General features: G+C 37.0%; 17 protein-coding genes. 9 read left to right on the forward strand and 8 right to left on the reverse strand.

The features are described from left to right. Positions 1-58 precede the first annotated feature (58 nt). From GHT08_RS00135 to GHT08_RS00150, 4 genes are read left to right on the forward strand one after another with little or no spacing between them, the layout of a single operon-like run. Positions 59-1879 (forward strand): sensor histidine kinase, encoded by a 1821-nt coding sequence (locus GHT08_RS00135; RefSeq protein WP_163578863.1) that lies wholly within the window; start codon positions 59-61, stop codon positions 1877-1879. Beyond that, the gene (locus tag GHT08_RS00140) at positions 1857-3464 is read left to right on the forward strand and encodes a response regulator transcription factor (protein ID WP_163578864.1); all 1608 of its coding nucleotides are present in this window, start codon (positions 1857-1859) and stop codon (positions 3462-3464) included. The genes GHT08_RS00135 and GHT08_RS00140 overlap by 23 nt, the downstream gene beginning before the upstream one ends. Further along, positions 3461-5152, forward strand: coding sequence for a heparinase II/III domain-containing protein (locus tag GHT08_RS00145; RefSeq protein ID WP_163578865.1), 1692 nt, complete (start codon positions 3461-3463; stop codon positions 5150-5152). The genes GHT08_RS00140 and GHT08_RS00145 overlap by 4 nt, the downstream gene beginning before the upstream one ends. A 10-nt stretch (positions 5153-5162) precedes the next feature. Then, positions 5163-6953, forward strand: coding sequence for a DUF2264 domain-containing protein (locus GHT08_RS00150; RefSeq protein WP_163578866.1), 1791 nt, complete (start codon positions 5163-5165; stop codon positions 6951-6953). 260 nt (positions 6954-7213) lie between these two features. On the opposite strand, the gene GHT08_RS00155 is transcribed toward GHT08_RS00150, so the two are convergent. From GHT08_RS00155 to GHT08_RS00170, 4 genes are all read right to left on the reverse strand, one after another. Continuing rightward, positions 7214-7741, reverse strand: a complete 528-nt coding sequence (locus tag GHT08_RS00155; RefSeq protein ID WP_163578868.1) for a nitroreductase family protein — start codon at positions 7739-7741, stop codon at positions 7214-7216. Positions 7742-7840: 99 nt separating this feature from the next. After that, positions 7841-8911 (reverse strand): ABC transporter substrate-binding protein, encoded by a 1071-nt coding sequence (locus tag GHT08_RS00160; RefSeq protein WP_163578869.1) that lies wholly within the window; start codon positions 8909-8911, stop codon positions 7841-7843. A 26-nt stretch (positions 8912-8937) separates the two neighbouring features. Then, a complete protein-coding gene (locus GHT08_RS00165) occupies positions 8938-9708 on the reverse strand; it encodes an ABC transporter ATP-binding protein (RefSeq protein ID WP_163578870.1) in 771 nt (256 codons plus the stop codon). Between the two features lie 20 nt (positions 9709-9728). After that, the gene (locus tag GHT08_RS00170; RefSeq protein WP_163578871.1) at positions 9729-10484 is read right to left on the reverse strand and encodes an ABC transporter permease; all 756 of its coding nucleotides are present in this window, start codon (positions 10482-10484) and stop codon (positions 9729-9731) included. A 305-nt stretch (positions 10485-10789) separates the two neighbouring features. Here GHT08_RS00170 and GHT08_RS00175 point away from each other — a divergent pair, with 305 nt between their 5' ends. Together GHT08_RS00175 and GHT08_RS00180 are read left to right on the forward strand one after the other, a co-directional pair. Further along, complete coding sequence (locus GHT08_RS00175) at positions 10790-11368, forward strand: TetR/AcrR family transcriptional regulator (protein ID WP_163578872.1); 579 nt, start codon at positions 10790-10792, stop codon at positions 11366-11368. Between the two features lie 34 nt (positions 11369-11402). Beyond that, positions 11403-11819, forward strand: coding sequence for a DUF3995 domain-containing protein (locus GHT08_RS00180; RefSeq protein ID WP_163578873.1), 417 nt, complete (start codon positions 11403-11405; stop codon positions 11817-11819). 422 nt (positions 11820-12241) lie between these two features. Here GHT08_RS00180 and GHT08_RS00185 read toward each other — a convergent pair whose 3' ends face one another. From GHT08_RS00185 to ppc, 4 genes are all read right to left on the reverse strand, one after another. Next, positions 12242-13192 carry a ribose-phosphate diphosphokinase gene (locus GHT08_RS00185; RefSeq protein WP_163578874.1) on the reverse strand — a complete coding sequence of 317 codons (951 nt, stop codon included), beginning with the start codon at positions 13190-13192 and terminating at the stop codon, positions 12242-12244. Positions 13193-13256: 64 nt separating this feature from the next. Further along, positions 13257-14387 carry a glycerate kinase gene (locus tag GHT08_RS00190; protein ID WP_163578875.1) on the reverse strand — a complete coding sequence of 377 codons (1131 nt, stop codon included), beginning with the start codon at positions 14385-14387 and terminating at the stop codon, positions 13257-13259. A 167-nt stretch (positions 14388-14554) separates the two neighbouring features. Next, entirely contained in the window at positions 14555-14836 is a 282-nt protein-coding gene (locus tag GHT08_RS00195) for a spore morphogenesis/germination protein YwcE (RefSeq protein ID WP_163578877.1), read from the reverse strand. A 579-nt stretch (positions 14837-15415) separates the two neighbouring features. Next, entirely contained in the window at positions 15416-18169 is a 2754-nt protein-coding gene (gene ppc / locus GHT08_RS00200) for a phosphoenolpyruvate carboxylase (RefSeq protein ID WP_163578878.1), read from the reverse strand. Positions 18170-18536: 367 nt separating this feature from the next. Here ppc and GHT08_RS00205 point away from each other — a divergent pair, with 367 nt between their 5' ends. The 3 genes from GHT08_RS00205 to glpK all read left to right on the forward strand — a co-directional run bounded on the left by GHT08_RS00205 (position 18537) and on the right by glpK (position 21689). After that, positions 18537-19073, forward strand: coding sequence for a glycerol-3-phosphate responsive antiterminator (locus GHT08_RS00205; protein WP_163578879.1), 537 nt, complete (start codon positions 18537-18539; stop codon positions 19071-19073). 216 nt (positions 19074-19289) lie between these two features. Further along, entirely contained in the window at positions 19290-20132 is an 843-nt protein-coding gene (locus GHT08_RS00210) for an MIP/aquaporin family protein (RefSeq protein ID WP_163578880.1), read from the forward strand. Positions 20133-20198: 66 nt separating this feature from the next. Then, complete coding sequence (glpK, locus tag GHT08_RS00215; RefSeq protein WP_163578881.1) at positions 20199-21689, forward strand: glycerol kinase GlpK; 1491 nt, start codon at positions 20199-20201, stop codon at positions 21687-21689. Position 21690 lies beyond the last annotated feature (1 nt).

Here is a 21690-nt window from a genome sequence, read left to right on the forward strand (position 1 = left end):
ATATAAGGGACGTTAATTCCGTTGTCCCCTAACATTCTTGTATTAGAGGAGGATGATGATGTGGACTAACTACCGGAGATTAACGTCTCCTTCTTTTCGTTCCAAAGTATTTCTCGCATCTTTTATATGTATTGGAATTCCCGTATTATTAACATTATCCATATACAGTTACTTAACAAGAGATGCAGTAGAAGAACAAGCAATGCAAAACGCAAAGAAAGAGCTTGATTTAACCGAAGAAAATGTTACTAGAGTGATAGATGATGTGATTAATGCCTCCAATTTTGTTCAAATAGACTCAGAATTGAATACGATCTTGAAGAATAAATCGAACCTAACCTTGAATGAAGTCGACAATCAGAGTTATACGGAATATTTAGAAGACCGTCAAGTCCGGAAAACCATTGAAAATATAACGCTGTTAGGTGAAAAATCCTATGTAACGATATTATTGAAAAATGGGCAGTATTATACGAATTATTCTACTGGGCAATTTGATCCTAATTCGTTCTATCAAGAGCAATGGTTTAAGGAATTGAGTTCATTAAATGGCTTTGAATCTTACTGGTCTGGTGTGGAACCAACGATGCTGACGTATGAACGGATCCAAAGCCCCTATCAACTTTCAGTAGCCAGAACGTTACGTGACAGTAACAGCGGCATTTATGGATATGTTATTGTCACCTTACTGGAAACAAAAATTCGAAATATATTAAACAATCAAAACCCATCTGAAGAAATCATGCTTGTTGATGACCACAATCAGATATTATCCCATAAAGATCCTGAACTGATAGGTGAAAAAGCAACAATATTAGCGGATATCCCGTTAATGGATAGTTCACAAATAGCCGAATGGAACGGAAAAAAATATGTGATCACCCATAAATCATTAACATTTAATGACTGGAGATTGGTCTCTGTTCTTCCGTATAAAGCTGCTACTTCCAATATTAATTCGATTTTTTCAGAAGTATTTTTATTATTAGCAGTTTCCTTTGCCATATTTTTTGTTATTTTAGCCTATCTAATGAACAGAATTACCAAACCATTAAGACACTTGGATAAAGTGGTGAAGAAGGTACAAACAGGTGATTTGAGTGTCAGAGCAAACGTAAACAGTCATGACGAAATTGGTCAATTCTCTCATTCATTGAATCATATGCTCGATCGAGTCAATACGATGATTGATGAAGTAAGTCAAACGCATAAAAGAAAACGAAAAGCAGAATTGGCCATGCTTCAGGCTCAAATTAATCCGCACTTTTTATTCAATGTGTTGAATTCGATTCGCATGAAAGTTTTTAGATTTGGTGATAAGGAAAGTGCGGGGATGATTCAGTCTCTTTCGAAATTGTTACGCTGGACCATTGATAATAAAGAAGATCAAATCACGTTATTCGATGAAATAAGTTTAATGAAAGATTACGTTAATTTAATGAATATGAGACAGAAAAATAAAGTAGTATTAGAGATAGATGTAACAGAAGAAGCATATCAGCAACTAGTGCCTAGATTTTTATTACAGCCTTTGATAGAGAATTCGATTATTCATGGTCTGAACCAAGGTTCCGGTCAAATTATTATCAAAGCGGACATCCTTAATGAGATGCTTCAACTTAGCATACGTGATAATGGAGAAGGGATTAGTCCACAACAATTAGCTAAATTAAATGAGGAATTAGGTTCATCGACAACAACCAAACGTTCGAATAAAGGATTTTCGAGTATTGGTATGGCAAATGTATACGAACGCTTACAGCTTTCTTATCGCGTGAGTCCTGAGATGAACATAGAAAGTAAGTTGAAGTTAGGTACAATGATAACGATAAAAATTCCTTTAGGTGGTGAAGGTCATGTACAAAGTCATGTTAGTTGATGATGATTATCCAACGATTGAGTTTTTATCTGAAACGATTAATTGGGAGAAGTTAGGCTTACAGTTATCCAGTACACATGAGAATGGGTTACATGCCTTTCAATATGCAAAAAAAGAGATGCCTGATATTTTAATTACGGATATAGGCATGCCAAAGATGGATGGCATCGAGCTTACAAAAGAAATAAAAAAATGGAACCCGAATATCCAAGTAGCCATTATCTCTTGTCATAACGAATTTTCATATGCCCAGCAAGCGATTAAATTAGATGTCCAGGATTATATATTAAAGGAATCACTTAATCCAGAAGATGTGGAAGAGATTTTAATAGCTTGTAAAAGGCGATTAGATAATAATACTTCCAAAGTTGTAGAAGTGAAACAATTAAGACATAAAGTGAAAATGAATTATGATATCGAAAATCACAAACTATTGCGACAACTCATACAAGGCTCTTCAAATAAATTGTTGGAAATATTCGATCAAAGTGTGCAATATATTCCTGTATATTTTTATGTAAATGCTTATTATCAAGTGAAGAAAAACTTTATTTCGGATGATACCTTGCAATTTGCAATTTATAACATTATGAGAGAAATTATCAATAGGAAAGAGTTGAATAAGATTTTATGCATTCATTATGAGCAAAACAAAGGCTTTCTCTTCTATCCAGATTATTTAACGATCAAATATGATATTTTTGGAGAAGTACGTGATTTATTGAAAGAGTTACAACATTCACTGAACCATTTTTTGAATATACAGGTAAGCTTCTTGATAGGAAATAAAACGGATGTGAGTTTATTAAAGTCAGCCATTATTGCTTTAGTGAATAATGAGAAACAGATTTTTTTCACTCGTAACCATACCATAGTGAATGCAGAAGAAATAACTAGAACTTATCATGGACAAGAGATTTTTCAATATTATCAGGATGTGGCAAACGAACTGAAAAAGGCCATGTTCCAATGTGATCTTGTGTCATTCAAAGAAAACTTGTCCCAATGGATAGAATTTTGTATTGCAAAGCAGTATGAGCCAAAGATTGTTAAAGAATGGTTTCTCCGAATGATTTTAGACTTGAACATAAGATTGCGGACGATTCCGTATTTTCAATCGAATTACCATGTGGAGTCCATCCAAGAAGAGGTTTTTCTGTTAGATACAATATATGAATTACACGATTGGCTGAATAACTATGCTGAAAAATGCCTAAAAGAAACGACACAGCAATTAAAAAACAATTATCATCAAGATGTCGTCAATGCCTGTTATTATGTTGCAGATAATATTGAGAAAAAGTTATCGTTAGATGAAGTGGCTGAATATTTATATTTAAATGCTAGTTATTTTAGCAGACTATTCAAAAAAGAAATGCAGATTACTTTTGTAGAATATGTGAAACAGAGAAAAGTCGAAAGGGCTAAAGAGTTATTGGAATTAACCAATGACTCGGTTGGACAAATATGTGAACAACTTGGTTACGACAATCAAAGTTATTTTATCAAAATTTTCAAGAAGCAGGCAGGGTGTACACCATTAGAATATAGAGGACGTAAATGGAATGGGGCTAATGTGAAATGAATAGTAGCTTTATAGCACAATTGGAGAAGGATGCTGAGCATTTTCTGCATACACCAGCTGACAACATCAGCTTTAATACGTACCGGCAATTTATGCGAAACGGCGATCGGCAAATGTACGAAACACAGTATTTTCTGCGGCGAAAAAGATTAACGACATTTGGTTTACTTCACTACCTATACCCAGAAACGAAAACATATACAGATGCGTTAGAAAATGAGATATGGCAAGTATGTAATGAATTTACGTGGTGTTTGCCTGCACACTTAGACAGACAATTCGAAGAGCAAGATTATCAAACATATCGACAAACTGCTCAACTGCAATATTCTGTTGACCTTTTTGCGGCAGAGACAGCTTTTACACTAGCCGAACTTATTGATCTGTATGGTGAACAATTGGATGATTTTCTAGTAGAAAAGATAAAAATTGAGATCGATCGCCGAGTTTTCACTCCTTTTCTAGAACGATCTTTTCATTGGGAGAAAGCCACACATAATTGGGCATCTGTCTGCGGTGGATCAATTGGAGCGGCAGCGCTATATATACTAAATGGTGATCGTAGGCAAAACCAAATAATCAAGAGAGTGATCCAAACGATGGAATATTATTTAGCAGGCTTCGAGGATGATGGGGCGTGTACGGAAGGCTACGGATACTGGCAATATGGTTTCGGTTATTTTGTCTATTTCGCTGATCTTTTAGAGCGTTTTCGGGACATTAATTTATTCGACCGTCCCAAAGTAAAAGCGATTGCTTCTTTTCAGCAAAAAATATTTTTGGATGACAATCACGTCGTCAATTTCTCAGATGCTGAACCAACTGCTGCTCCGATGCTCGGATTCAGCCATTATTTGCATAAAAAATTCGCCGAAGTACATGTACCAAACGAGAGTGTGGCGTTGACAAATGTTGTTGATCATTGTGGTAGGTGGGCACCTGCTATCCGCGAGTTAAGCTGGTATGACCCAATTCTCAAGGGAGGGGAATGGCCACAGGGGAACTACTTGATGGAACAGGCTGCTATCTTTTTATCGCGAATCGACCAACATGCATTTGCTGTCAAGGCTGGTCATAATGACGAACCACACAACCATAATGATATCGGGCATTTTATCCTTTATGGTCATGGACATGTGTTTTTGCGAGATTTAGGATCTGGTGAGTATCATAAAGATTATTTTAGTGATGAACGCTATCAATTTATCTGCAATAGTGCTGCAGGTCATTCTGTTCCTGTTATTAATGGAGTCTATCAACAAGAAGGTGCACAATTTTATGGTGAAATCACCCAAATTAGTGAAAGCAGCGGTAAGGACGAGCTTGCATTAGATTTAAGCGATGCATACAGCGAACAACTACAATTTATTCGCAAGTTTAATTGGGATAAATCAGATAGACCAAAGTTAATAGTTATCGACGAGTTTGCATTGGAGACGGAACCATCTTCTTTGGTGGAATCTTTTATTGCAGCGGATCTTCCTTTTGAACAGCAAGAGGATAGAATTTATTTAAAAGGTGATCAGGCAACCTTGGAAATAACGTTTGATAAAGATAAAGTACGATCAAGTGTGGAAAGGAAAAGTTTTCGAAATCATCAGGGTAAAAGAGAATATTATTTACATATATTATGTGAAGTTATTAGCCTAGATAAAGATATTACACTTCGATTTGAATTTAAGTTTTAGGAGGAACATGATGGTGAAGCAGAATCCTTTACAGACGAAAAAAGATGTAGAAAAAGTATTACTAGATATGTGGGCACCGCTTGAGCCATATTATGATCAAACAAATTCACGGATAAGAGTGGGGCAGACAGCTGCAGCCTACTCGGAAAGTGTAGCAGGACTTGAATGTTTTTCAAGAGTTTTATGGGGAGCAGCCCCTTTTATTGCATCTAATGGCAGTACTAGATTATGGTCGAAACATTTACAAGGTATTGTAAATGGTACAGATCGAGAGAGTGTAGGCTACTGGGGCGAAATCCATGACTATGATCAACGAATTGTTGAGATGGCAGCCTTTGGTTATGCCTTGTGTCTAGCTCCGGAACAAGTTTGGGAACCATTAAGCGGAGCTCAACAAGAAAATCTGGTAAACTGGTTAACTCAAATCAATCAGAACGCTGCTCATGATTGTAACTGGTTATTTTTCGCAGTGATCGTGAATATCGGTTTGAAACAAGTTGGGGCTCCATACGATCAAGCAACCATTGAACAAAATTTAAACAGGATTGATGATTTTTACTTAGGTGACGGTTGGTATAAGGATGGCGAAGTAGCTCATGTCGATTATTACACACCTTTTGCACTTCATTATTATGGGCTGTTCTATGCTACCGTCATGAAAAAAGATGACCCTGAACGTGCGAAGGTCTATAAAGAAAGAGCTATTTTGTTTGCAAGGGATTTTCTCCACTGGTTTAGTGAGGATGGACGGGCACTTCCGTATGGACGTAGTCTAACCTATCGATTTGCCCAATGTTCGTTCTGGAGTGCTTATGTCTTTGCAGGTTTAGATGATATTCCTTTAGGTACTGTCAAAGGCATCATTCTCAGACATTTTCGCTACTGGTGTAAACAAGATATTTTTCAGCCTGATGGTACACTATCAATTGGCTATCATTATCCAAATCTTCTTATGGCAGAAAACTATAATGCGCCAGGCTCACCGTACTGGGCATTTAAATCGTTTCTTCTATTAGCTTTGCCTGAAGATCATCCTTTTTGGCAAGTGGATGAGCAACCATTGCCTTCGCTGCCAAAATCAAAACGACTAGCAAAAGCTTCCTTAGTAATTAAACGTCATGACGAACATGTTGTAGCTTTCACTTCCGGTTATCAGCATACAAATGCACATACTCATACGTCCAGCAAATATGAAAAGCTTGCTTATTCGAATTATTTTGGTTTTAGTGTACCACGTGGAGAGTGGGGATTGGATCAAGGTGCCTTTGATAATATGTTAGCACTCAGTGAACAAGATCAATTGTTTCGCGTTAAGAGACAAGTCATGGAGAAAAAGGTAGAGAATGATTATATCTATATGGTGTGGGCGCCGTGGCAAGATGTTGACATTCGTACATGGATCATTCCTGGATTACCGTGGCACATACGTATTCATGAAATTACCTCCAAACGACCACTGGACATAGCTGATGGAGGGTTTGCGCTTGGATTATCAGAATCCGGTATTACTATAGATGAGAAGTCAGTGACAACAGACCATGGAAAAGTGTCAGCTATAGCCCTTAGTGGAGATGCTGAAAATAAGCATATTTATCCGAATGCCAATACGAATTTGATGCAAAAACGAACGGTAATTCCAACACTAACAAAATCATTAAACAAGGGAACTCATCTATTTGTACATGCCTTTTACGGATCACCGACACAAGCGAAAGCAGAATTGCCAAGATTAGAGAACGGGATTATTTATTTAGAAGACAAAGAGTGGAAATTGGCTGATTTAATAGAGAAGCGGGGATAATCCTCGCTTCTATTGATATAGTTGCCAGTAAATGCCTCGGAGTTGCCAGTAAAATCGAAAAGTTGCCAGTAAAAGGTCCGGAGTTGCCAGTAAAATCGAAAAGTTGCCAGTAAATACCCCGGAGTTGCCAGTAAAATTAAAAAGTTGCCAGTAAATACCCTGAAGTTGCTAGTAAATGTTCTTGAAATAATAGTCACGCATGAATGTGAAGTTACGGTAAGTTTAAAAAGTTGAGGAAAACCTGTCAAAACCTTCAATCATTAATCCCCAAAATAGTCATAATGTACCATATCTTCTTTTGGTATATGCTTTTTCGGTGGCTTTGTCTCAGCTGGATAACCAAGACCGATGATGGCCACCACTCGTCGATCTTCAGGAATAGCTAAGATTTTTCTAGCATGACTTTCACGTTTCTCTGATTCTTCGGCGTCCTCTGCATGATAGATTGCACCGAAAGCGCCAACTAATCCTTGTTCTACTGCCGCTAACCAGCAATAGCCAGCTGCAATTGAACTGTCCTGTAACCAATACTTACTAACATCTGGTCGACCGGTGATAGCAACTGCTGCCTTAGCATCGGCAATCCATGGCATAAACGGTGTAGTGTCTTTTAAAGCTGCTAATTTTTCTGGATCAGTTATAACGATAATATCTTTGGATGGTAAATTATTTCCGGTAGGGGCAAAATAGGTAGCATCAACTACTGTTTCCAATACTTCCTTATCAATCTCACGATCTAGGTATCTTGTAATTTCTCTTCTGTTTTTAATAGCTTCTAATACGTCCATACAATCCCTCCTATTCCATTTACTAATTAATGTTTATTCCATTCTATCAATAATTTCCTGTAATAACCATTTATTAGATTGAAATAGGAAGGAGGATTATTATTCTTCATATGTTCCAATTAAATCTAATGCTTCCTCAACAAGTGACATATCAATAATTTGATCAAAATCTAATTCTCCTTGAATCGCACCATTTTCTTTATAGAATTGGTATTGTTTTTCTACGTCTTCTTCAAATATATAGCCATTTGGATTTAAGCCTGTTACACCAACTTCTTCCCATAGCGCTTCATCTTTCAATGCTGTGTGATTGGCCATGATAGAGATAACTTCACCGTTGTCATCAATATCCTTTATAAAGACGTCATGGTAATCACGAACTCCTCTCAAGTATGCTGCCATAAAGCGAACGGCAACATCTCGTCGTTCTGTTAAAAACTTTGGTGAACCTAAAACCATTGCGATTTGCGCTTCTGGAGCATAGTCGGTTGCATCGTGGAAACGCTGGTGTATACTTTGATTCTCTCCTTGTGTAATAAGAGGTTCAATTTGCAAAGCAAGATCAATTTGTTCATTTCCCATCGCAGACATCATGTTACCAAAGTCACTCATCAAAACAAACTCTACTTCATCTGGCGATACCTCGGCATGTTTCAGCATTTCATTGTAAATATAATGATCAACACCGTTTTCTGTAGAAACAGCGATTTTCTTACCTTTTACATCAGGATAATCGTTAATTTGACCCTTTAAATCTTCTCTTACAACAAAGGTGAAATAGGAACTCCCTTGATTGTTATGCCCTTTGTCAGCAATAAAGCGAACATCAATACCCTGGGCGATCGAATTGAAGAAGGAAGCAGAAGATATACCACCAGCTACATCAACTTCACCAGCTGCAACAGCAGGCAACATTTCATCACTGTTGCCAAACGTTGCGAATTCTACTTCAATGTTATATTCTTCAAAATAGCCTTTATCCTTTGCGATGTAAAAACCTGCTCCAGAAGCGGATCCATCTTCTGCGATCACGACTTTGGCGGTCTCATCAAGGGGGGTTAAAGAATCAGTATTTTCGCCGTCACTCTGTTGATCGGACTCTGATGATTGACAACCACTTATAACCAAGAACGCGACAACTGCCATTATTAAAAATAGAAATTTTTTCATTGTTATTCCTCCATTACAATTACTCACTATAACCTGGCTTGCTTTACTTCATTTTGTAGATGCTCCCATACATCTAAGAAAATGTCTGTCATGGCTGAATCGGATCGCACTTTTTCAATTGATCGTGGTCGTTCCATCTCGATGTTAATATCTTTAATAATTCTTCCGGGTTGTGAGCTCATTAGCAGAATTCGATCACTAAGCAATAGTGCTTCATCAATACTATGGGTGATAAAAAGAACCGTTTTCTTAGTTTCCTGCCAAATCGAAAGTAATTCTTCTTGTAAAATGAATTTGTTCTGTTCATCTAAGGCTGCAAATGGTTCATCCATTAACAAAATTTCCGGGTCATTTGCAAAAGCTCGCGCAATACTAACTCGCTGCTTCATACCACCAGATAGTTCTTTCGGATACAATCGTTTGAAATTAGTTAAGCCGACTTTGTATAAATAATATTCCGTGCGTTCTTTTATATAAGCACTTGGTAAATGTCTCATTTTTAAACCGAATGCAACATTTTCTTCTACCGTGAGCCAAGGAATGATTCCATTTTCTTGAAAAACCATCGATTGTAACGGCTTTTCTTTATCTGTCTGGTGAATGATTACTTCACCAGTACTCGGTTTTTCTAAATTAGCTAAAATTCTAAGTAAGGTTGTTTTTCCGCAGCCACTTGGACCTAGTAAACAGACGAATTCTCCTGGTTGAATCGATAACGTGATGTCCTGTAAAGCTTCAATATACTTATTTCGTTTAATAAATTTTTTCGATAATTGATTAATCTCAATTTTTGACAACTCTATCCCTCTTTTCTGCGTTATTTCCAGGGCAATAATTTTCGTTCTATTCCTCTTAGTAATAAGGAGAAAAAGTAACCAAAAAACGAAATAAGCAATAATCCGACATACATTTGTGGCAGTAGAAAGGCTTTATAATTCATCCAAATTAGGTAGCCGATTCCCGAATTAGCACCAATCATTTCTGCTGCTACTATTGTCAGTAGTGCGATCGCCTGGCCCATTTGAATTCCTTCAAGCATAACCGGTAATGAGCCGGGAAGTGCAATTTTGAAAAAGAAGTCTTTTGCATTGGCTTGATAATTTTTGGCAACGTCGACGTAGATCTTATCGATATTCGCGACACCTGCTGCCGTATTGATAGCCACTGGAAAAAAGACACTAATTGCAATGGTGATCATTTTCGAGAACTCTCCGATCCCAAATAGGATTAGAATAATAGGAAGCATCGCCAATGTTGGAATCGGCATAAAAATCATGATGATAGGTGAGAAAAAATGTCTGAAATACCGATACATCCCCATTAACAGCCCGATACAGATTGCAGGAATAACTCCGAGTAAGAACCCAAATACAATCCGCGTTAAACTAACAGTAACATGAGTAAAAAGCTCCCCAGACTCTCCCATCTGCACTAGTGTTTGTATGATCAAAGTGGGTGCCGGAAAGAAACGAGGGTCTAATATCTCGAATTGTGAACAAAACTCCCATAAAAGAAGTAAGCAGATTGGGGAGGAGATGGTAATCAATTGTGGTATAGATATTTTTTTTCGCATGACATCTCTTCCTCTCTTTATATGGCTATCATATGTATTCGCCCAGAAGGTGTGCAAAAAATACTGTGTAACAATTATCTTCTTTTAACGTGTAGTAAAAAAATATTGCAATAAGAATTTCCCACAAACTGAGGATTGTTTAACAATAAGTTTTATAATTTGTTGATTGTTAATTAAACGAGTTGTTTTAGATGTAACATAAATATGCTTAATTAAAATAGATATTGTATAAAATATGGAAATAATGTTAAAATGACTATGGTCAATAAATGACTACAGTCATTTTTAATTGGAGTGTGAATAAAATGTTACGAGATGAACGGAAAAAAGAACTAAAAAAGAAAATATTTTTAACGTCTATTGAACTTTTTAAGGAGTATGGCTACGACAATGTAACCGTTGATAAAATTGTTTCTACTTGTGGAATTGCGAAGGGGACGTTTTTTACGTATTTTCCAAAGAAAGAGCATGTGTTATTACATTTAGGTCATACACAAAATGAATTGGTTAAGGAAGTGATTCAAAAACACCAAGAGACAAATATGAAGGAAAGGTTAAAGCTCATTTTTAATGAACTATTATCAGTCTATGAAGAACATGGGGAAGTACTAAAATTAACTTTGTATGAAACCATCCGGTCTACCTTAAAGGAAGAATCAACAAATATTGTAAAGTTTAATGAAGCTCTGTCAGATATCATAGATGAATCAATGCAAAATGGATTGTTTCAAAGTCGCTTTAATCCCCTACATATTGCTTCTGTTCTAGTCGGAATCTACTTCAACGCACTTATTACATGGTCGTCCGCAGAAACAAAAGAAGATTTAAAAGAGATTTTTCATCCGCAATTTGAAATCGTATGGGAAGGAATTGTGGCACAATAGTTATTTCTATCGAAAAGAGGAGTGAGAGGTTAGCATGTCATTTTTAGTTTATTCATCTGTAGTAGTGTTAACGATAATTAGTTTTATTCATTTTTATTGGATATTTGGAGGAAGATGGGGCAAAACCGCTTCAGTACCCGAGAAAATAGGAGGTGATGCATTGTTTACTCCTAGTACCATTGAGACTCTTATTGTAGCGTTAGGGTTATTACTTGTCGGATTTATGCTATTAGCTCAATTCAATGCAATCCCTTTCTATCCCCCTAATATCCTAACGAAAGTGTTTTGTATAGTATTTACCTTTGTTTTCTTTTTGAGAGCAATTGGTGATTTTAAATATCTTGGGTTCACAAAAAGAGTTAAAGATACTACTTTCGCTAAGTATGATACGAGATACTATAGTCCTCTTTGTTTTTATTTAGGGATCTCATTTTTATTAATGTGGTTGTAGGGCCTTATTACTTTTATCACGGTGCTAATCGTCCGTAAAACCCCCACTGAGGGAAGTATCCCTTTATGGAATGAATAAGTAATCATGAAAAATAAAGAAGTCATTATTGGTGCAGGGATAAGTGGTTTAACAAGTGCCCTTATGCTTGAAAAAAAAGATATACCCCAGTTAGCGATGAAAAGTCAAGTCGTTTCGAAATGACGATGGTGGTCTAATGGAAATGATGTAACATTAATGGGTCTATTGGTCATTTCAATTGATATTGATAGAAGGACTTTAACTTAAAACGACAAAATTTTTGATTTACATTTGAATTCGAAGAGGAGCACTTTGCGATACTATGAAAATCAGAAAAATAGTACAGGCAACTGGTTTCCTATAACCAGTTGCCTGATAAGTGACTATAAATTATTTTTTATACTTTAGAGATACAATGAGCTGACAGATTGATGTTCATATAAACGGATAATCGCTTCGGCTGCAACAGGCGCTACAGTTAATTGTGTAATTTTATCGATTTGTTTTTCTTCGGATAACGGAATCGTATTCGTAACGATTAATTCTTTTATATCGGATTCAGCAATTTTATTGACGGCTATTCCCGAAAGTACAGGATGTGTTGTACACGCATACACCAGATTTGCACCATGTTTTCTTAATGCCTCTGCACTAGTCGTAATACGTCGTCCGGTATCAATAATATCATCTATAATAATTGCTGTTTTGTTTTCAACATCACCAACGATATTGATAGTAGATGCGCTGTCTCTTGGACCTCTGCGGTCTACAATAGCTATCGGAGCTTTTAACTGCTCAGCTAAATGTCTGGCACGTGATACACTGCTGTGGTCAGGTGCTACAACAACAACATTCTCTAATTGTTTTGCATACAGGTAGCTTCCGATAATCGGGACAGCTGTAATTGGGTCTACAGGAATATCGAAAAAGCCCTGTGCTTGGGGTGCATGTAAATCAATGGAAATAATTCGGTCTGCACCAGCTTTTTGGATTAAATCAGCGATCAACTTAGCGGTGATTGGTTCTCGTGCACGAGATTTTCGATCCTGACGCGCATAACCATAATAAGGAATCACGACATTAATGGATGCTGCAGAAGCCCTCTTCAAAGCATCTATCATAATTAATAATTCCATCATATGATCTTCAACAGGATCATACGTAGATTGAATAACGAAAACATCACAACCTCTGATGCTTTCTTCAATATTAATTTGAATTTCTCCGTCACTAAATGTTTTGACAGATGACTTACCTAAATCAATACCAATATGATGAGCAATTTCTTCAGCTAGCGGCAGGTTGGAGTTTAAAGAAAAAACTTTCAATTTGGTATCATTGTATGTATCGTTCAAGCAAAAGACCTCCTAATTAATGTATGTCTCTTACATTATCGCAAAAAGCGACAAATGAAACAAGTTATCTCTCTTTCTTTATTGCTTGAATCAATGACATAATTTGCAGCGTTTGTTCCTTTAACAAAGTCGAGGTGTTTTCCATACATTCCGCCAAGCTTAAGGGCTGATTAACAATGGAAAAACAGCCTGCAAAATGTTCTCTTAATTTTGCGGTATTACCTCCCAAACTGCCAGATAATAAAATGGTTGGTGTGTTATAGTTATTAGCAGTTTCTGCCACAAAACCGGGTGCTTTTCCATATAAGGTTTGTTCATCACTTTGACCCTCGCCAGTGAAAATAAGGTCAGCTGCTTCGATACTTTGTTCTAGATGGATAGCATCAGCAATTAAAGAGGCTCCAGATTCTAATTGACCCCCAAGTGCCAGGAATGCGAATCCTAGACCACCAGCAGCACCAGCTCCGGGAACCTGCTGCCAATGATGATGTAAATGATCTTCTATCAGATGAGCAAACTTGTTTAAAGCATTATCATATAATTGGATTTGTTCCGAGGATGCGCCTTTTTGTGGACCGTATATAGCACTTGCACCAAGCTTTCCACATAAAGGATTATCGACATCACATGCAATTCGGATATCAACATCTTGAATACGAGGGTCTAAATCATCCAGTTGAACAGTTTCAATATGTAACAGGTCTTTGCCAAATTTATCTACAGGATTACCATTTTTATCAAATGCTTTTAATCCAAGTGCTTGTAATAAACCTAAACCACCATCGTTTGTAGCACTACCACCGAGACCGACAATGATTTGCTGACAGCCTTTATCTAATGCATCGAGAATCGCTTGTCCCATACCGTAAGTTGTCGTCAAATCTGGGTTTCGCTTTCCATTTGGAACTTGATACAATCCTGCATGCATGGCTGTTTCAATGACAGCAGTAGTCTTGTTAATAATGGCGTAGCTCGTCTGAATTGTAGTCCCTAATGGTCCGAGTGTAGAGATCTGGACTTGTTCTCCGGATGTAGCCGATAAAATTGCCTCGATCGTACCTTCACCACCATCTGCCATTGGTTTGGTGATAACTTCATGACTTCCACTTGTTTGAATTGCAATCTTTATCGTATTTGCGACTTCCGTAGCGGAAAGACTTCCTTTATAAGAATCAGGTGCAACAACAATTTTCATAACACTTCCTCCAATAAATAAGATACTTTTTAGTAAAGTATAAAGGAGATACCGCTTTCAATCAATCTTAAAAAGGAAGAGAGGAGCGTTTGGTGGAATTAAGGAGGAACAAGAAGTTGAGAAATCATAAATATAAAAAAGATGATGCAATAATCACATCACCTTGATTAATTATTTTGTTGTACCATTGGTTGACGTACTTTAATAGATTTTCGCATTTCAAGTAATACGATAGTAAAGGCAATATGACCGTATATCAGATTGGCAATGAATATTCCCCATAAATAGGTCTCTCCAGGTCCTATTCCAACGGTTACATATTTAACAAAGGTAAACCATGCACCAATAACAAAAGGTATTTGACCTAGCGCAGTTTTCTTCCAGTTGTCTCCCCAAAGTAAAAAAGGAGTGAAACTAAAAATCAATAAGAAAATTAACAATATATCCATACTGAGTCACCTCAAGTTTTAATTTGTAAGTGTTTTCAATGTTAGTATAACATAAAGTTCATATTTTTGTAACAATTAGTTCATTTTTTAGACACAAAAATCTGAGTGGCACGGACTAGAGGACGCTGTATATTTATGGTAAAGAATATAAAATGAATATCTTCCATATACAGCTTTTATCATTGTCTTTATTATTACATTACCCATGATCAATGGAACGTTAAACCTGTAAAAGCACTTAGTTTCATATACCCAAATTAAATCAATGGTTAATACGACGAGAATAATATGTTAACGATGAAAGATATGAAATAAGAAAAACTGTTAAAAATACCGTAAGATTTCCAGGTGAAGTTTGATTAACCGGGAAATGTATCTAGGGAAATGGTGAGATTTCCCGGTAAACTTATAATTACAGGGAAATGTATCAAATAGAATTAGAGGTTTTCCTTATAATAATTGGGCAGTAGTGAGTCAAGATAGGGCGATTCGGAAGTCAATTAGTTCTGGATGACTTATCTTTCTTAAAATATAAAAGCCTTTAAGCACACAGTGCTTAAAGGCTTCTCAATAATGATATTAACCTGTATTACGCAGACCAGCAGCGACCCCATTAATGGTGAGCAGAGCTTCCATTAACAATTCATCATATTGCTCGCTTTCTTCTCCCTGATTGCGTAATTGCGAAACGAGTTGAACTTGTAATAAATTTAAAGGATCTACTAATGGATTACGTAGTCTAACCGACTCTTTAATGTTTTGACGATTATCAAGTAATTCTTCTTGTCCCGTAATTGTTAAGACGATATCTTTTGTTTGTCTATATTCTTCTTTAATATCGTTAAAGATACGAGAACTAATTTCCTCATCTTGCATCATATTAGCATATTCCTGGGCAGTTTGAATATCTGCTTTAGTTAGGGCCATTTGTAGATTATTGATGGTTGCATTAAAGAATGGCCATTTTTCATACATTTTTTTCAGTAGGGCTAAGTTTCCTGTTTCCTCAAGATATTTCTTAAAGCCAGTACCTGCAGCATACCACGCTGGAAGTAATTGGCGACTTTGAGTCCAAGCGAATACCCATGGGATTGCACGTAGATCTTCAAAGCGGTCACTACCTTTACGCTTCATCGGACGGGAGCCAATGTTCAAGTCACCTAATTCGTGTAACGGAGTTGCTTGGTTGAAGTATTGGATAAATCCTGGATCTTCAAAAACTAATGATTGATATTTCTTCAATGCGTATTCAGAAATAACACTCATCGCATCCACTTCTTCTTGTGAAGGTTTCATGTTTGTATTATCATCATTTAATCCCATGATACCAGTAAGCAGGGTAGAGGTAGCTTGTTCTAAACTACGGTAAGCAATATCCTCTAGTAAGTATCGAGATGATAATACTTCCCCTTGTTCGGTAATTTTAACCCCATCACCAAGTGTTACAGCTGGTTGTGATAATAGACTGGAATATAATGGTCCACCACCACGTCCAAGTGATCCACCGCGTCCATGGAAGTATTTTAATTTAACGCCATAACTAGATGCAATGTCATGAATTTCTTGTTGTGCCTGGTATAACTCCCAGTTTGCTGTGATGTTACCGCCATCTTTACTACTGTCAGAGTAGCCAAGCATTACTTCCTGTAAATCACCACGTGCTTCAAGATGTTTACGATATAAAGGAATATCAAATAATTTTTTAATCATTTCAGGTCCGTTTTTCAAGTCATCAATTGTTTCCAGAAGTGGTGCCACATGGATGCGACTAACTACTTTTCCATCTGGATAGACACGATAGAGTCCAGCTTCTTTTGCTAGTACTAATACTTCTAGAAGATCACTTACGTTGTCTGTCATACTGATTAAGTAAACTTCAATCGCACGTAAACCAAATGTGTCTTGAGCACGCTTGATCATGCGGAACGTGTCAATTACTTCTAATGTTTCAGGACTGAATTCATCATATATAGAAATTAGTGGGCGAGGATTTTCTAGAACAGAAATAAGTGTTTTAACTTTTTCATCCTCGTCTAAAGATTTATATCCCTCAGCTATCCCGACCTTATGGAATATTTCACTAAGTGCTGATTCGTGCTCACCACTATGGTTTCGGATGTCCAATGATGCAAGGTGGAATCCAAATAGATCAACTTGACGAATTACTTTGCGTAAAAGCTTAACAGGATTATGATTTGGATGATGAATTTTCATGCTTTCGCGGATAAGATTTAAATCCGCAAGTAACTCTTCTGCTTTCGCATAACCGCGTTTATCATCTTTTTCGGTGAATTCTAATTTTTTCAGCATAAGAGAAAGTTTTACTCGATATACTTCATCGTCTTTATGCCAGCCATTATAGGATAATTCCTTACGATCTTTCTCAATAGAATCTCTTAGAGCTTCACTCACTTCGATCTTAGAATCGGAATGACTTAAACGATCTTTTAATGTATCCAGTGCCTCTTTATATTTTCTTAAGACTAGTTCACGCTGGCGTTTTAATGTTTCGAATGTCGTTGTTGCTTTTACATTTGGATTACCGTCACGGTCACCGCCGATCCAAGAACCAAAGCGTAAGAATGAAGGGATATTCCAACGTTGGTTATATTTTTCAAATAATAAATCCTCAAGATCGTCATGTATTTTTGGTAAAACATCAAATAGAACACGGTCAAAATAATATAACCCATTAGAAACCTCTTTCATAACAGATGGTTTCTTTTGTCTGATTTCTTGTGTTTGCCATAAGAAGGTTATTTCATTTGCAATTCTCTCTTTGATCATTTTCTTCTCATATCTTGTATAGGAATAATCCCACTGAGTTAATAAGCGAGCAATTCTTTTATGAATTTGTAAGATAGTTCTTCTTGTTGCCTCTGTTGGGTGTGCGGTCATAATTAATTCTAATGACAATTTCTCAAGTAAATCTGTAATCTGATCTGGACTAACATTGTTATCAATTAGTGTTTTAACTCCAGCTTCTAATGAACCAGGTTGGATAATATTTGCATCCTGTGCTTGATATTCCCGGCGTCTTCTTGTACGGTAGTTTTGCTCGGCAATGTTTAGTAAATGCAAGTGAATAGAGAAAGCACGAATAACAGTTTTTCTCAATCCCGGTTCCAGTTCATTAATTTTTTGTTTGATTTTATCTTGAGTGGTTGCATCTTGTGTCTCTCTAAATTCTGTGGAAAGAACACGAATCTCTTTAACTGTATCTAACAACGTATCGCCACCTTCATGAAGCAATACATCGTCTAAAATTTTGGTTAAGTATTCGACATCTTTGAGCAATGATACATTGACTTTGTCCGCTGATGTTGTTGTCATATTGTCCCACTTCCTTTCAAAGTTATCTTTCAATTAATGTTATGAAATAAACGTATGCATTTAATAGTGTCGTGCTTTGAATAACTTGCAATTGATAGTTGGCTGGAATTGGTTAGAGGACTTAAACTGGACGATCGATTTCACACTGTCTTAGAATCGTCAGAGATAATAAATGAAAATAGTTCATAAAATAGACACACCTATTATGATAACATGATTTTGACAAAAAGAATAATGATTTTTCTTTATTGTCGTAATTGTCTGAAAATCCGCGCATTTTATGTATAATAGTTGAGTCTATTTCTATATTAAGTTTATGCTAAATGATGGAGAATCGCAAATCATTCAAAAAAAAAGAGGGGAAAACATGAAACTAGAAGGCGTTTTGCCAGCAGTTCGAAATATGAAAGATTTTGACAAAATTCTTGAAAGTGATCACGATCTATTCATTATTCTTGAAACACGGATTGCTCAGCTTCCACAGATCGTTCAATATGCTAAAAAACATCATAAAAAAATATTAGTGCATGCAGATTTAATTAATGGATTGAAAGTTGATCACTATGGCATGGAGTTTTTAATTCGCCATGTCAAAGTGGATGGCATTATTTCGACAAGAGCAAACGTTATTGCGATGGCGAAAAAAAGTAATATCGTTGCCATACAGCGGCTATTTGCTATTGATAGCTCAGCAATTACCAAGAACATTGAGTTAGTATCAAAAACCCAACCAGATTACATTGAGGTTTTGCCAGGTATTATTCCGGATGTGATCGGAGAAGTAGCAAACCAAACAGGTATACCAGTTATTGCAGGTGGATTAATTAAATCTAGAGAAAATATCGATCATGCACTGCAGCAAGGAGCGGTAGCAATTACGACTTCTAATGTAGAACTTTGGTGAAAAAAAGATAGAAGAAAATCATTGACAGCGCTTTACATGAAGTGTATATTATGTAGATAACAAGTTAAAGAACGTGTCGGAGATAAGGAGTCCACACAGCAATTTGCGTACTTTCCTAGGAAGTGGTACGTAAAAGGCTGTGTGGGCTTTTTTTCTGGCACTGCACGTGCATCTCTTGTTGATGGAAGACTTATAAAAGATAAGGGGTGGATCATTTTGTCAGAGTTTTTAGCTGAATTAATCGGAACGATGATACTGATCATCTTTGGTGGTGGTGTTGTCGGTGGAGTGGTTTTGAAGAAATCCAAAGCAGAAGGAGCAGGTTGGGTCGTCATTTCAATAGGCTGGGGGTTAGCTGTTGCGATGGGAGTTTATGCCGTAGGAAATGTCTCTGGAGCACATATCAACCCTGCTGTAACAATAGGTTTTGCTTCAATTGGCGAATTCCCATGGGCCAAAGTTCCGATGTATGTTAGTGCACAATTGATCGGTGCATTTATTGGAGCGGTCATTGTCTTTTTTCAATACTTACCACACTGGAAGGAAACAGAAGATAAAGGGGCAAAATTGGCAGTTTTTGCTACAGACCCTGCAGTGAAAAGTAAACCTTCCAATTTAGTCAGTGAAATAATTGGTACCTTTGTATTAGTGATGGGGCTGTTATTTATCGGTGCTAATCAATTTACGGAAGGATTAAACCCTGCCATAGTAGGTTTATTAATTTTAGCAATCGGGGTGTCGTTGGGTGGAACAACAGGTTATGCCATTAATCCAGCCCGGGACTTAGGGCCTCGAATTGCTCATGCAATCTTACCGATTATTGGAAAGGGAGATTCCGATTGGGGATATGCTTTGATACCGGTACTAGGTCCAATTATCGGTGGGGTTTATGGAGCAGTTTTTTATAATGCTATCTTTGTAGGTGAAATCACGCCTTTATTTTGGATCATGTCGATTGTAATAGCAGTTATATTAGGAGTAGCGTTAACTGCAGAGTTGAAAAAGCATAACGGACCAATCAAGTCAACCAACAACTCTTCCGAAAAGGAAGCAGTATAAAAGATACTGTGAGACTACCGTCAGTGGGGGCTTACGGAGATAAATACATTTTGGGGAGGAAGTATAATGGAAAAGTATATTTTATCAATTGATCAGGGAACAACTAGTTCAAGAGCGATCATTTTTGATCAGAAAGGAGAGATTGTTGAAGTTGGACAGCAGGAATTTCAACAATTTTTCCCGAAGTCTGGCTGGGTGGAGCACGATGCTAATGAAATATGGACTTCTATATTGGCATGTATTGCAGAAGCATTAAGAAAAGCAGATATCGAAGCATCCCAAATTGCCGGAATCGGGATTACCAATCAACGTGAAACAGCAGTTGTTTGGGATAAAGAAACAGGTAAACCTATTTATAAAGCAATTGTCTGGCAATCCCGTCAGACAGAAGATATTTGCCGGGAATTACGTGAAGCAGGTTACCAGGATACATTCCGTCAGAAAACAGGTCTATTGATTGACGCTTATTTCTCTGGAACAAAGGTGAAATGGATTCTAGATCACGTAGAGGGAGCGCGTGAAAAAGCAGAACAAGGCAAGTTACTTTTTGGAACCATAGATACATGGTTAATTTACAAGTTAACTGGAGGCAAAGCCCATGTAACTGATTATTCCGATGCTTCCCGTACTTTAATGTACAACATTTATGATTTGAAATGGGATGAAGAATTATTAGATATATTAGATGTGCCCAAAAGCATGCTGCCAGAAGTAAAATCATCGTCGGAAATATATGGGGAAACGGTTGATTATCATTTCTTTGGTCAGAATGTTCCAATTGCTGGTGCTGCAGGAGATCAGCAAGCAGCATTATTCGGTCAGGCATGCTTTGAAAAAGGAATGGTGAAAAATACGTATGGAACAGGCTGCTTTATGCTGATGCACACTGGTGAAGAGCCTGTTCGGTCAGACCATGGCTTGTTAACCACATTAGCTTGTGGTGTCGATGGAAAGGTAGAATATGCGCTAGAAGGAAGTATATTTGTTGCTGGAAGTGCTGTTCAATGGTTACGTGATGGCTTACGCATGTTTAAAGACGCAGGAGAAACGGAAAGCTATGCAGAAAGAGTGGAGTCTGCAGATGGTGTTTATCTAGTGCCGGCATTTGTAGGGTTAGGAACACCATATTGGGATAGTGATGCTCGTGGTGCCGTATTTGGTTTAACAAGAGGTACTACAAAAGAACACTTTATCCGTGCTACATTGGAGTCGATTGCATATCAGACTAAGGATGTACTTGGAGCCATGATTGAGGATTCAAATATCGAAGTGAAATCATTACGCGTTGACGGTGGTGCAGTTGCTAATAATTTCTTAATGCAGTTCCAAAGTGACTTATTGGACGTTCCGGTAGAAAGACCGGAAGTAATTGAAACAACAGCATTGGGAGCAGCTTATTTAGCAGGTTTAGCTGTTGGTTATTGGGAAAGCAGAGACAATATTAGCAGTCAATGGAAGGTAGATAAACAATTCAATAGTGAGATGGACAGTCAAACGCGAGATGATCTATATAAAGGCTGGAAAAAAGCTGTCGAAACAACCAGACTTTTTAAATAAA

The sequence above is a fragment of the Gracilibacillus saliphilus genome, from assembly GCF_010994085.1.
GTDB classification, from domain to species: domain Bacteria; phylum Bacillota; class Bacilli; order Bacillales; family Amphibacillaceae; genus Gracilibacillus; species Gracilibacillus lacisalsi.